The 12,204-nt window shown below is 38.0% G+C and carries 13 protein-coding genes and 2 riboswitches; of the genes, 3 read left to right on the top strand and 10 right to left on the bottom strand.

Annotated features, from left to right (window positions below; all coding sequences use genetic code 11):
- Nucleotides 1–189: 189 nt before the first annotated feature.
- The 8 genes from AC1DSB_RS01520 to AC1DSB_RS01485 form a co-directional block, all read right to left on the bottom strand.
- The gene (locus AC1DSB_RS01520) at nt 190–1,116 is read right to left on the bottom strand and encodes a patatin-like phospholipase family protein (RefSeq protein WP_477531759.1); all 927 of its coding nucleotides are present in this window, start codon (nt 1,114–1,116) and stop codon (nt 190–192) included.
- A 244-nt stretch (nt 1,117–1,360) separates the two neighbouring features.
- Complete coding sequence (gene thiE / locus AC1DSB_RS01515; RefSeq protein WP_477531758.1) at nt 1,361–1,999, bottom strand: thiamine phosphate synthase; 639 nt, start codon at nt 1,997–1,999, stop codon at nt 1,361–1,363.
- Nucleotides 1,989–2,813 (bottom strand): bifunctional hydroxymethylpyrimidine kinase/phosphomethylpyrimidine kinase, encoded by an 825-nt coding sequence (gene thiD / locus AC1DSB_RS01510; protein WP_016429324.1) that lies wholly within the window; start codon nt 2,811–2,813, stop codon nt 1,989–1,991. The genes thiE and thiD overlap by 11 nt, the downstream gene beginning before the upstream one ends.
- A complete protein-coding gene (gene thiM / locus AC1DSB_RS01505; protein WP_477531757.1) occupies nt 2,810–3,565 on the bottom strand; it encodes a hydroxyethylthiazole kinase in 756 nt (251 codons plus the stop codon). Before thiM ends, thiD begins: the two co-directional genes overlap by 4 nt.
- Nucleotides 3,555–4,235: a thiaminase II gene (gene tenA / locus AC1DSB_RS01500; RefSeq protein ID WP_477531756.1), complete on the bottom strand. Its 681-nt coding sequence runs from the start codon at nt 4,233–4,235 to the stop codon at nt 3,555–3,557. The genes thiM and tenA overlap by 11 nt, the downstream gene beginning before the upstream one ends.
- Before the next feature lie 68 nt (nt 4,236–4,303).
- Nucleotides 4,304–4,400: riboswitch (TPP riboswitch) on the bottom strand.
- Nucleotides 4,401–4,464: 64 nt separating this feature from the next.
- Nucleotides 4,465–4,563: riboswitch (TPP riboswitch) on the bottom strand.
- 119 nt (nt 4,564–4,682) lie between these two features.
- The gene (locus AC1DSB_RS01495; RefSeq protein WP_477585562.1) at nt 4,683–5,120 is read right to left on the bottom strand and encodes a GNAT family N-acetyltransferase; all 438 of its coding nucleotides are present in this window, start codon (nt 5,118–5,120) and stop codon (nt 4,683–4,685) included.
- Nucleotides 5,121–5,181: 61 nt separating this feature from the next.
- The gene (locus AC1DSB_RS01490; RefSeq protein WP_477532701.1) at nt 5,182–5,715 is read right to left on the bottom strand and encodes an AAA family ATPase; all 534 of its coding nucleotides are present in this window, start codon (nt 5,713–5,715) and stop codon (nt 5,182–5,184) included.
- A gap of 144 nt (nt 5,716–5,859) precedes the next feature.
- Complete coding sequence (locus tag AC1DSB_RS01485) at nt 5,860–7,122, bottom strand: erythromycin esterase family protein (protein WP_477585560.1); 1,263 nt, start codon at nt 7,120–7,122, stop codon at nt 5,860–5,862.
- A 218-nt stretch (nt 7,123–7,340) separates the two neighbouring features.
- On the opposite strand from AC1DSB_RS01485, the gene AC1DSB_RS01480 reads away from it, so the two are divergent.
- Nucleotides 7,341–8,048: a hypothetical protein gene (locus AC1DSB_RS01480; protein WP_477532699.1), complete on the top strand. Its 708-nt coding sequence runs from the start codon at nt 7,341–7,343 to the stop codon at nt 8,046–8,048.
- A 515-nt stretch (nt 8,049–8,563) separates the two neighbouring features.
- Here AC1DSB_RS01480 and AC1DSB_RS01475 read toward each other — a convergent pair.
- Both AC1DSB_RS01475 and AC1DSB_RS01470 read right to left on the bottom strand, forming a co-directional pair.
- Nucleotides 8,564–8,959 (bottom strand): NUDIX hydrolase, encoded by a 396-nt coding sequence (locus tag AC1DSB_RS01475; RefSeq protein WP_477532698.1) that lies wholly within the window; start codon nt 8,957–8,959, stop codon nt 8,564–8,566.
- 115 nt (nt 8,960–9,074) lie between these two features.
- Entirely contained in the window at nt 9,075–9,668 is a 594-nt protein-coding gene (locus tag AC1DSB_RS01470) for a kinase (RefSeq protein ID WP_477532697.1), read from the bottom strand.
- A gap of 293 nt (nt 9,669–9,961) precedes the next feature.
- Between AC1DSB_RS01470 and AC1DSB_RS01465 the strand changes: the two genes are divergently transcribed.
- Nucleotides 9,962–10,846: an EAL domain-containing protein gene (locus AC1DSB_RS01465; protein WP_477585558.1), complete on the top strand. Its 885-nt coding sequence runs from the start codon at nt 9,962–9,964 to the stop codon at nt 10,844–10,846.
- A 302-nt stretch (nt 10,847–11,148) separates the two neighbouring features.
- Complete coding sequence (locus AC1DSB_RS01460; protein ID WP_477585556.1) at nt 11,149–12,102, top strand: GGDEF domain-containing protein; 954 nt, start codon at nt 11,149–11,151, stop codon at nt 12,100–12,102.
- Nucleotides 12,103–12,204 lie beyond the last annotated feature (102 nt).

Below are 12,204 nucleotides of genomic sequence, written 5' to 3'. Positions count from 1 at the left end.
GGTCAACAATTGACCCATCAACTACTATAATACGATGCATTATTAAAATCAACTAATTGAATTGTTTAATAACTCTTCTTCTTGAAAACTGCAATTTTTTAAGCAAGAAAAACCCCCATTCATTCAAAGAATAAAAGGAAGGTTTTTCAACTATTTTGAAAGCAGGTCTTTAATCGAAACTCACGGATATTAATTAGAACGATTTGAAGTTTGATAGCTTCTTCCATGAATTGGCGGTGTCCAAGATTTCAGAAATTGCTCGGTTCGACTCCGTCCTCTTTCAATCAGAGCCTCTCTCTTTTCTTTACTAAGATCAAAATCTGTAGTGTTAACATCATCTACTGGTATGAAGATAATATCTTTCTCATGTTTCCTGGAAATGTACCTTTCATCATGTGCATTTTGCATCGTTGAAAAAAGCGCTTCGAATAAATTGAGTCCATTGTTGATTTTATTTCCTTTCGATTCGTGGTGGCCACGACTGATTTTCAAACCAAGAACGGGTCGTTCCCTATTTCCATCTTTATCATCAAATAACCACAAAGGAAAGTTACTCAATACACCTCCGTCAACAACAATTGTCTCCCCATTCTTGACTTTCAAAGTGGCTGGTTCAAAGAAAAAAGGGATGCCACAACTCATACGTAAAGCACGGGCAATGGGGAAGGTATCTGCTGATAGCCCATAACTTGCCAAGTCATCTGGAAAAACAATTATTTTGCCATTCGTCAAACCAGAAGCCACGAGCTTCAATGTACCATCCGGTAAATCACCAAAAGAATATACCCCTTTTGCCGCCAATTTTTCCATGAACCAGTTTTCCAGTGCATTGCCTTGGTACAGTCCCATGTGCCAATACAGGAAAATCCATTTCATAATTGGTAATGGAACGATTGATTTTCGTGTATCGAGTAGGGTTTTGAAATCTAAATCATCCAGCATCTCTTCTATTTCCTTACCAGTGTATCCAGCAGCAATAAAGCAGGCAAGAATAGCCCCTGCACTTGTTCCCGCTACTCGTTGGAAGCGATATCCCTTTTCCTCCAATACYTGATATGCACCGACTAATGCAAAATTTTTCAAGCCTCCTCCAGAAAACACTCCATCTATTAACATGCTTACGCTCCTTTTTTCAAGTCGTTGTCTTACACTGTAATAAGAAAGAACGCAAATTAGAACTTAATTCGACAATGACTTTGTTGAGCAAAAGCGTATTAAAAGAAGTGAAAAGCCTTCCCCGCTAGGTTGGGAAGGCTTCATTCATGTCTTCATTTGATGTATTGGGGCAACTTTTCGAGCTATTGGGGCAACTTTTGGTGTTATTGGGGCAACTTTCCCCGTTATTGGGGCAACTAACCAATTATCTCCTAATTCCATCTTTACTTAATATCGAGGAAACTGTTGCATGACGGTCCTGACATTGACAAATCGCTGAAATGATCGCCACACCGTCGGCACCAGCCTGTAGCGGTTCGTGTGCATTTTCAGCTGTGATTCCTCCAATAGCGACGATTGGGTAATCGAGATGTAAACTTCGGGCTTGTCGCAAGAAAGTGAGACCTGCAGGAGCCATTGCATCAGATTTCGACCTTGTTTCATATATCGGACCAATCCCAACATAATCCGCGCCACCTTTGATGGCACCTTCGAGCTCTTGTTGGGTATGCACGGAAACTCCTACGATTTGTCCTGTGAACTTTTCTCTTATATCCGTAAGGGCGATGTCATCCTGCCCTACATGCACCCCATCTGCATGCAATTTTATCGCTAATTCCACATCGTCATTGATAATGAATGGTACCTTGTAAGATTTGCATATTTCCTGACATTGCCGTGCAAACTCTTCCAGTTCATCCCCTTTCAATGCCCCATCACCTTTTTCTCTCAACTGAAACATTGTTACGCCAGCCTCCAACGCATCCTTTAAAACAACCAAGGGATCTTCAACACAATTGGGTGTACCCATTATGAGGTATACTGCCAAATCTTTACGGTTCAATGATGGTCACCTCACAAATTGCTTTTAATTGCTTATAAGCGAAATGGTTGGTCGGTCCATGTCCATGGCCGATACCAAGAGGATTCTCGAGAGCCAGCTGGACAAATTTTTTCGCTTCAATCAAAGCTTCCTTCAAAGGAATTCCTTGTCCCAAAAATGCAGTTAATGCGGCAGAAAACGTACAGCCCGTTCCATGTGTATGCTTGGTGTTGATACGAGGGGTAACCATTTTAAAGCTAGTCCCATCGGCCATAAAGACTGTATCAGTTGCCGTATCTCGTTCTTCTAGATGACCGCCCTTCATGACCACGCAATTGACACCCATTCCTAAAATCGCCTTGGCTGCTTTGTGCATATCTGACTCCGATTGGATTTCCAAACCAGCCAGCACCTCGGCTTCTGGAATATTTGGGGTTAATACTGTTGCAAGAGGCAATAGGTTGGTCCGTAAAGTTTCCACGGCTTGATTCTGCAAAAGGTTTGCGCCTCCTTTGGCAATCATCACAGGATCAACGACAAGCTGTACATTTTTTTCTCGCAAATTATTTGCTACTTCTTCAATGATTTCTGTTGAAAAGAGCATGCCTGTTTTGACTGCTTGGATGGGCATATCCTTAAAGACAACATCTATTTGTTGTGCCACGAAATCGGGTGATGTTGGAAAGATCCCTTCTACACCCAGCGTATTTTGAGCAGTCAGTGCTGTAATCGCGGACGTACCAAATACGCCAAGTTCCTGAAATGTTTTCAAATCGGCTTGTATACCGGCTCCGCCCCCACTATCCGAGCCTGCTATCGTCATGACAATGTTCATTTTCCATCACCTTTGGAAAAGAGATGCAAAGCATTTAGTACTTCAGTCTGGAAAGAGCCAGGAAGTTGTGCCTGAGACGATGCTTGCTCGGATATTTGTTTATAAGCTTGCAGGAGATCGAGTAAGTTGAGGAGGGCCTCTCCATCCAAACTTAAAGCCGCCGTGCAAATTGCACTCAACAAACACCCAGTACCGGTTACCTCTGTCATTCGTTCATGCCCGCCAGTTATCCAAAATTCTTTGTTTCCATCGGTAATATAATCCGAAGCGCCAGTCACAGCTACTATACAATTCCAATCCTTCGCTACTTGCTTGGCAACGTCCGCGATGTCCATGTCGCCTTCTCCACTGTCCACTCCTTTTGACTGCCACGAAACACCAGCGATTGCAGCCAGTTCACCTGCATTACATCTTATTAAATTAAACCGAACTTGTTCCAGCAACTCCTTAACTACCCTTTTGCGAAATGATGTAGCTCCTACGCCTACTGGATCCAAAACAACGGGTGTACCAAGTTCATTCGCTTTTTTACCAGCTAGAAGCATCGCTTCTTGCGTTCGTGTATTGATTGTGCCGATATTAATTAATAGAGCCGAGGAAATGAAAACCATTTCTTCTACTTCTGATATTTCATCCGCCATGACCGGTGACGCACCGATTGCTAGCAACCCATTCGCGGTAAAGTTCGCCACGACATAGTTTGTCATGCAGTGAACGAGAGGCTTTTTTTTACGTATTTGTTCAATAGGCATAGACTTTCACCTCGTTTTCCCAGTTCTCAAGTGTCCAAGGCATTTCCCAGAATTTCCACTCGTAATAGCAGCTCTTAGCAAAATGACTTTTCAGCACATTTCTCTTATTCGGATTTGCCTCTGCATATCGATTCATCATTTGCATTTGATGCTCGATTTTTTCTTTGTAACCTGGTGCACTATACACGGCAATCCAATCTTCATAAACTTTGACACCTGGTTTAGCGTCTTTATACTTCTCCCCGATTTCCTGATAGAGCCATGGACAAGGGAACATGGCGGCAAACGCTTCTGCCACATCCCCGTTATGAGCTGCATTGTACATATGCGATACGTAGTTGTAGGCAGCCGGAGCAGGTTCAAAGTGTGCTTCCATTTCCTCCGTAATACCGAGCTCTTTGAAAACAGTTCGGTGCAACTCAAGCTCGGCTTCATTGATGTAGCGGGCAGATTCTAAAAAGAATGCTATGTCTTCATTCGTTTCTGCCTTCGTAGCGGCAATCGCCAGCACCTTTGTGTAGTGCTTTAAATAATAGGCGTCCTGCATCATGTAATACGCAAATTTCTCAAGTGGCAATGTCCCGTCCACCAGTCCCATTACAAAGGGGTGATCAAAACTGCCTTGCCAATAAAGATCCGTTTCTTTTCGTACTTCTTCACAAAATGTCATTACTAGTCCTCCTTCTTTGGATGGACGCAAGTGCAAAAAACGCCCTTTTGCGTATGACAAAAGAGCGTTTCTGATGAAACATTGCTCCCTACGTCAGTGTTAACTGTCAGGTTCCAAGGGTCAGGTTTTAACCTTCTCAACTAAAAAGTCCCCCCGCAATTAAAATATTGAATTAGAAACAAAAAAGCCCTCCATAATGGAGAGCTACAGTACAAAACAAAAGCGTTAAACCGCTATGTACTTTGCTCCCTACGTTCGTCTTAACGAACAGGTTCAAAGGGTCAGGTTTTAACCTTCTCAACGCCAATGCGTCCCCCCGCAACTATTTTAATTACTTACATACTAGCACACTATCAGGAAATCTCAAGAATCGTGGTGAGTAATTTCAGTTTCCATCATGAATGAAAAAAACCTTCAACTCCTTCAAAGAGCTCATTTCATCATCGTTTACAATTTTTTTCTGAACGAAAAACACCATTTATCATAATCCATTCTGTCTTCATTGAACCTATGAGCATCGGTTCTTTGGATTCCCGATTCCAGTGCTACATATTCGGCACCATTTTCTTTAGCCCACTCATGTATGAACTCCAACAATGTCTCTCCATATCCAAGCGAACGTTTAGAGACGTMAGTAACTAAATCATAAATATAAACGTGGCGGCCGCTATAAAAATTCGTTCTCAAGCTTACGCCTGCCAAAGCTACGATTTGATTTTGAGCAAATAAGGCAAAAAGTCGATATCCGTCTTTTGTCATTTGTCCGAGCAATTCCTGAAAAGACTCCATCGTCAAATCCAATCTTAACTGTTTCATTAATAGAAATGCACGTTCGAATTGTTCTGGTTTGGTTAGTTCTAAGATTTTATGGGTTGAATCATCCATCGTCATTCCTCCGTCAAAATCAGTTTCCGTCACATGTCCCATGTAACACAAAAGTCTTCATCTATTTAACAGCTTCTACTATTTTTAGTTTTTCCTTTAGGGTTTGAACAATCGTATGTATTTGGACGTTCTCCGTGTTGATGTAATCCCCAAAATCATGTTCTTTATATGCTTTCAGGCATTTCGATGTTTGTTGGAAACACCAATTCCCTTCTTCCTCCCCACGTTCCCTAAGTCTATCGAAAATAGTTTCCTGATTTGCTGTTAAACAAAAATGGGTTGTTTGTTCATCTATCTTCTTAAATCCATCAAATATGTAATTAAAATATTCTACTTTCCGAATAGTCATTGGAACAATTAAGTTCACTTTATACTGTACGATTAAGTGCTCAGCTACGGTAACGGTTAATTGTTTCCAAAGCTCCAAATCCTGAAAATCTCCTGTTTTTGCTTCAAGAGCCATAACATCTACTGGGAGAATTTTGCCTAACAAAGTACCTATTTCTTCCGGATCAAAAATCATACTATTTTCTATTTCTTTCTGTAGTTCATTGGAAACAGTGGTCTTTCCCACTCCAAATGCTCCATTTATCATGATAATCATTCGTCCACCAGTCCTTTTCCTTTAGTTTCATCCTTCTACAAGCATTAATTATTGTTACATTTTACCATCATTTCATTGTTGAATTAAATAACGAAAACAAAAAAACACCGCAAATGCGGTGCAATTAGTGAGTGATTATGGGTTGTCATGCTCAATTGGAGTAAGGGCTTTGGTTTCGTCCAGGTAAATGAAAGCGTCGTAGCGACTTCCCATTTTTGAAGGTACATAATTCCCGTAAGCTTCGAACTCAGGATTATAAACCACGCCAATTGCCCGATGACCAATCCATTCATCAAACAGGTGGCGATTGTCATCATCGAAAATTAATAACTTATTAAATTCACCGGCTACATGCATAGCGTATTCCCATGATTTTTTCATAGCTGGTGGCACGACTATCAATTCATATGGGTTTGCCCACTGGTCAGCTGCGATCACTGTTCCCTTATATGTGCCAAACCCGACAGCGAAGACATTTTCTTTTCTGTTCTGCAGGCGGAGAATTTGGCCAACGTTCACCATGCCAGCCGCTTCCATATCCGTTGCGGAAGCATCCCCGATATGGGTATTGTGTTCCCAAATGATGATTTTTGCATTGTTTCCATGATAGTCCATGACTTCGTTTATCACTTCAACCATATGCTCATCACGGACATTCCAGGAGATGTCATCACTACGGACCATAGCCCGGTAATATTCTTCAGCGTTTTGTGCAACCATTGCATTGATTTTCAAGTTCAAATCGRCTTCCTGTACATCATTATAGTTATCTTCATGAACGCGTATAGACTTTAGTAGCTTGGTCACTTCGTCGATACATGCTTCCGATATATTTATCGAAGTCATGGCATACGTTTCAGGATGTCGATTAAAAGGTTCAAAGCATGTGAACGCTTTCCTGGCCAGCTCCAGATCCTCACTTTCCGGATCCGTCTTGCTTAAATAAGTGATTACTTCGTCCAATGATTCCCACAAACTGTAGACATCAATTCCGTAAAAACCTACGTTTTGACTACCTCCAATTTTGGCATTGTGTTCCTTGAGCCATGTGATAAAGTCAGCAATTTCCTCATTAGCCCACATCCATGTTGGCCAACGGTTGAACGCCTTTAACACATCTTTTACATCTTCTTTTTCATCTAAGTACCCTTTAATATAACGATTAACTTGTTGGCTGGATGGCCAATCACCTTCAACAGCAATAAGAGTGAATCCTTTTTCCTCAATCAACCTTTTTGACAGTTCAGCACGCATCGAATAAAACTCTGACGTACCATGGCTTGCTTCTCCCAATAGAACGATTTTCGCTTCGCCGATTGCTTCTATAATAGGTGTAAGATCATCTTGTGTTTCAAAAGGAATAGCATATTTTTTAATGGATTGCTCTAGGGAATTCATTGAAACACTCCTTTTTCAGTTGAGTTTAAATTTCCTCTGATATCTATTCCTGAAATTCAACTTTCTATATCTATCATTCTAAATTCCCCTGTTTTCCAACCTTTATTCTTAATAAATTATTTAATTAAAAAAAGGATATAAATGGAATGCAACAAATTCATGAAATGGGAAAAGATAAAAAATTGAATGAAGAATATAATTAAAGGGGCGAGTATAGCATGTCGATGGAATGGTTTAACCGAGTAACTGCAGAGCTGCAAGATCATCTGAATTCGCTTTGCGATGAATACGATAAAGTCGGTCAAATGACGATTGATCAAAGTGCCAAACATCCGAGAATTGAATTTTTCGTCGAGACTGAAGATGATGACAGGGAGTTTTTCTGTACCCTCCTCTTTGATCCACATAACGAAGAATTTTACATTGAAACATTTGATTTCGAATATGAAATGCAAGCTCGGATTATTTTGCCAGATATTGAAGATGTTATTGACGCCGTTCACGAAAGCTTCCATTCTTTTATGAACGGAGATAGTGAAGCGTTTTATGTGGATGAAATAGATGATGAAGATGATTATGTATTGGAAGAAACTTATGTAACAGATGAAGATGAAGACGGTGAAGAGTATTATGTAGATGAAATTGTACATGATGATTATGATTATGATCCTGAAGAGGTCGGCGTTGATTGGGAATCTCCTGAAGTCACCGCATTTCATATAGAAGATGAAGTAGAAATCACCTATCAGTTTGGACTGGTTGGGGACACGGGTCACGGCGTCCTCAAAAGAGTCAACCGTTATTGGCTGGATGACGAGCTCCATAAAGACGAAAGCATCTTTACGTTTTCTAAAGAAGAGGCCAGCACAATGATTGCAATGATTGCGAGCCATATGGACTCGATGACTGAATATAAAGAGCTTTAAGCTTCACTAATAACAGGTATCTGGGAGAATACTTCCGATACCTGTTTTTAATTTGCTCGTACAAATCCTCTCATAAGCCCGCGTTGTTAACATACCCTCTAATACTATTTTTGGAATTAACATTTACTTATCACCTAACTTTTTTGAATAAACTTCAGGGATGATTGAAAAAATAATTATGCCTAGTATCACAGCGAAAAATATATTTCTACTAATCCCTCCAAGTAAAAGTAGTGATGTTAGAATTACTAAAAACAAGATTCTCCACCCAATAACAAATTTGTTCATTTTGACACACCCCCGAGTGTTATTATTCCTTATTTAAAAAAATCACTTTTTATCTTATTTATTAAAGTTCCCCATAATAAATAATCGATAATTACTAAATTTTACCACAAGAATAGAAATTTAGTTCAAGCCATTTAATGGGAACCATACTGCAACTTCGTTTGGAAATTCAGCAACAAATAAGCGCATTTTGACGCCACCAAAGGAATGTCCTACCAAAATGTCGTTTAGTTGAAAATTGATTGTACTGTGATAGCAACTTCTTTAGGCTTAACGTCAATGTATGATAATTTTTCTATTTCAACCCATATTGGCAAATATGTACCTCTATCTCGATTATTATTAGTGTATTCTTCTCCTTGTCCAGTACCAAAAATCCCATCGAGTATTTCAGCAAAGAAAAAGTATTGTGTACCGTTACAGTCCACCTTTGCAATGCACTTACTAACGTTTACTATTACACCTAACTCCTCAAAGGCCTCTCTTTTTGCAGCTGTTTCAGGATTTTCACCTTCTTCAATTCCGCCTCCAGGAAAAACATAGTAAATTGAACCGTTCCTAATTCGTTTAATCAGACCAACCTTATTATTTTCTACAAGAATGACCGAAGCTCTGTCTCTCAAAATTATCCTCCCTATTTCTACATCCATTAAATTAAAAGAGCTCTATTTTGAGCTCAAAATTCACCTCAAGGTCTTTAGTGTGAAAAGTGTATTCCTTTAAAAACTAGATTCCCATTTAATTTTGAAATACTAGGTCTGCTTGCTTCTTTGGAGATTCTGTATCCAAATAATACTCTTCTGCTTTCCAGTATCTATTTCTAAATTTCTCGATATTGCTTTTTGTCACATCACTTTCACGGTTAAATCTTATTTCTCTCGGACAATCCAAATAAACTAAATAATCGTAGAAACTTCTCCACTCTTTTCGTTGTAGAAATACTCCTTCAACGATAATTAGACAAGTTTCAGGTAATCTAACTACTTGTATATTGTGTGTGTCAGATTGATTATCATAAGTTAGCAAGTTTAGTTCTTCAGACGTTTTTAGTTTGATGAACAAATTCTCTTTTAACCACTCAGTATCCCATTGTAAATGGTAGTACTCATACCACTCTTCATAATCGGTGTCGTAACGCCTTTTTTTCTCCACAATGTAGTCATCTATATGGAAAATGCAGATTGGGATGTTTTTTTCTTGAAGATGGTGTTGAACGTTTTTTACAAAGGTTGTCTTCCCAGAACGGCTTAGTCCATCTATTCCAAGAACGACTCTTTTACCTTTTTCAACTGGTGGAATTTCATTTAATAGAGTAAGTATGTAATCTTCCATGCCAGTCCCCCCCTAATTCAAGTGCTTAATATTTCTTCCATTAGGATCGTGAGTAACTGTCAAGAGAGCTATTTTGGACACGTTTTTCACCTCGATTATGTAACCTTACTATATCAATTCTCTTAAACTACCTGATTTCCTTTTTAAACTAATTTTATTCATCGCTCTTATACAGACGTGCTATAAATCCTAAATAGCTAGAAACTTTTTACAATTCCTTAATACTCAAGAAATATTGCATCGCTATACTATATAAAAGTACACAAATAGAACGCATTGTTAAGGGAGATTAAATGAAGATTAACCAGATAAGTACGATTTTTAAATATTTACGATATTTACATAGTAACCATAATTTTGTTATTCAAGAATTTAAAAAAAGTGAAGAGTTCAAGGGACTTATTAGTAAGCAAAAGATAACAACTGTATTTCAGCCGATTTTATCTCTTGTGGAAAATGAAACCATTGGATATGAAATACTTAATCGTCCTGAGATCACATCCTTGTTTCCATCAACAGAAAAATTTTATGATTATGTGGGTCAAAGTGATAACGTCTTTATGGTCGAAGCCTTTTTGCGCAATCTATCACTTGAGAGATATTCGGAGCAGTTAGAGCATTCACAAGAGTATAAAAATCGGTTGGTTTTTCTTAATATTCAACCACAAGTACTAACAGATTCGGCGTATCGAAGTGGAAAAACATTGGAGCTATTAGATAAATATAATCTTTCTCCTAGCCAAGTTGTATTAGAAATGACGGAAAAAGAAGCTGTGATTGATTATAATCGATTTGAAAAAATAATAGAGAATTATCGTCTACAAGGATTTAGAGTTGCCGTGGATGATGCTGGAACAGGTTATAATAGTCTCAAAACGCTTGCATATTTAAAACCTGAATTCATCAAGATTGATAAATCGCTGATCCGTAATATTAACATTCAACCAGCTCAACAACAGTTAGTCGAACTTCTGGTCGAGTTTGCACTGCAAYCCAAAACCGACGTAATTGCAGAAGGCATTGAAACATTGTCAGAATTGGAGTTTATTCAAAAACTTGGCGTTCATTTTGGACAAGGTTATGCATTAGGAAAACCGAACCCTCTATTAAAAAATGGAATAGTACCCTTAACTCAATCACCTATTGTCACACCTGCAAATTTATATCGCGCTAAATGAAATTCTAAATAAGTACAGATTAGAAAAAACATGCTCATGTATTTCCTTTTTTGAATTCAACATAAACACCCCTCACATCATTTTTAATTAGATTTTGTGAAGGGTTGTTTTTATACAAAAATTAACCCAATATATTCCTTTATATAAACTAAAAGAACTATTATAGTATAGATAATATGTTTTATGTTTTTACCAATTGAAATTAAAAGTATTGATTACCTTCTTTAGTTTAAGTACAACTCTTACCACAATGTTCAAGTGAATAAGAAATTAAGACAAAATTACTAAATATGGGGGTTTATATGATTGCTTATATCGGAGATATTGCTAAAGAAATACCTAAGGTACCTTTTGGGACGCCTTGTCACCAGGTGGACCAAATTTTTCATAATGATTTAAGTCTGCAAGGCATTGTTATCACTGAGCAAAATTCAGCTACAGCCTTAATTACTAGAACTAATTTTTATCAAAAAATGGGTACACAATATGGGTATAACCTTTACATTAAGAAGCCTATTGAAATATTAGCCAATAATAATCCATTGATTGTGAACTTTTTCACTTCCATTGTTGAAGTCAGTAAGTTAGCGATGGATAGATCCGAAGAAGAAATATATGATGACGTAATTATACAATTAGACGATATAATCGTCGKTGTAGTGAGTATTAAAAGCCTTTTAATGAAAGTTTCTGACATACAAGTTGAGTTTGCTAGTTATTTAAATCCCCTGACTAGACTGCCAGGAAACATTATTATTAATCAAAATCTAAACAAAGTTTTGGAGCATAAAAAAGAGTTTAGTCTTTTATATATAGATTTAGACCGTTTCAAAGCTTATAACGATTATTATGGCTTTAAAAAAGGAGACGAAATTCTTCAGCTAACTGCAGACCTATTAACTAACTCCCTTGATAATAAAGAAAGTTTTTTAGGTCATATCGGAGGCGACGATTTTATTGTTCTCTTTAACCATTACTTCTATGAAGATTACTGTGACAGAGTAATCAATGCATTTGATGAGCAAATCAAAAAGTTTTATACCAATGAGCATCTAAAAGAAAATTTTATCTATACCACAAATCGTGAGTATCAAATGGAAAAGATTCCGTTAGTTTCTATATCGATTGCCGTCGTTACAAACGAGAATGAAGAATTTACCTGTGTTGAAGATATTGTCTCGGAGGCTACTCGATTAAAAAAAATATGCAAAATGAAAAGTGAAAGCTGTTTCTACGTCAAACCAGTATTAGTCTAAGAAATTAGAATCCATGCAAAAAGACACCGCCAAAAATTCTCTGAATGATTGGCGGTGTCTTTTTGCAATTTTATTGACGCTTTTTTATTTCTTGATAATGGC

This window comes from Paenisporosarcina sp. P4_E4_2 (assembly GCF_056401595.1).
The sequence above is the reverse complement of the archived record's forward strand: the minus strand, read 5'-3'. Positions and strand labels throughout refer to the sequence as shown.

Coding starts and splice junctions, on each gene's coding strand:
- AC1DSB_RS01480 (WP_477532699.1), top strand. CDS start 7,341: ATGTCGATGGAATGGTTTAACCGAGTAACTGCAGAGCTGCAAGATCAT.
- AC1DSB_RS01490 (WP_477532701.1), bottom strand. CDS start 5,715: ATGATAAATGGAGCATTTGGAGTGGGAAAGACCACTGTTTCCAATGAA.
- thiM (WP_477531757.1), bottom strand. CDS start 3,565: ATGCCTATTGAACAAATACGTAAAAAAAAGCCTCTCGTTCACTGCATG.
- AC1DSB_RS01470 (WP_477532697.1), bottom strand. CDS start 9,668: ATGGAAGATTACATACTTACTCTATTAAATGAAATTCCACCAGTTGAA.
- tenA (WP_477531756.1), bottom strand. CDS start 4,235: ATGACATTTTGTGAAGAAGTACGAAAAGAAACGGATCTTTATTGGCAA.
- thiD (WP_016429324.1), bottom strand. CDS start 2,813: ATGAACATTGTCATGACGATAGCAGGCTCGGATAGTGGGGGCGGAGCC.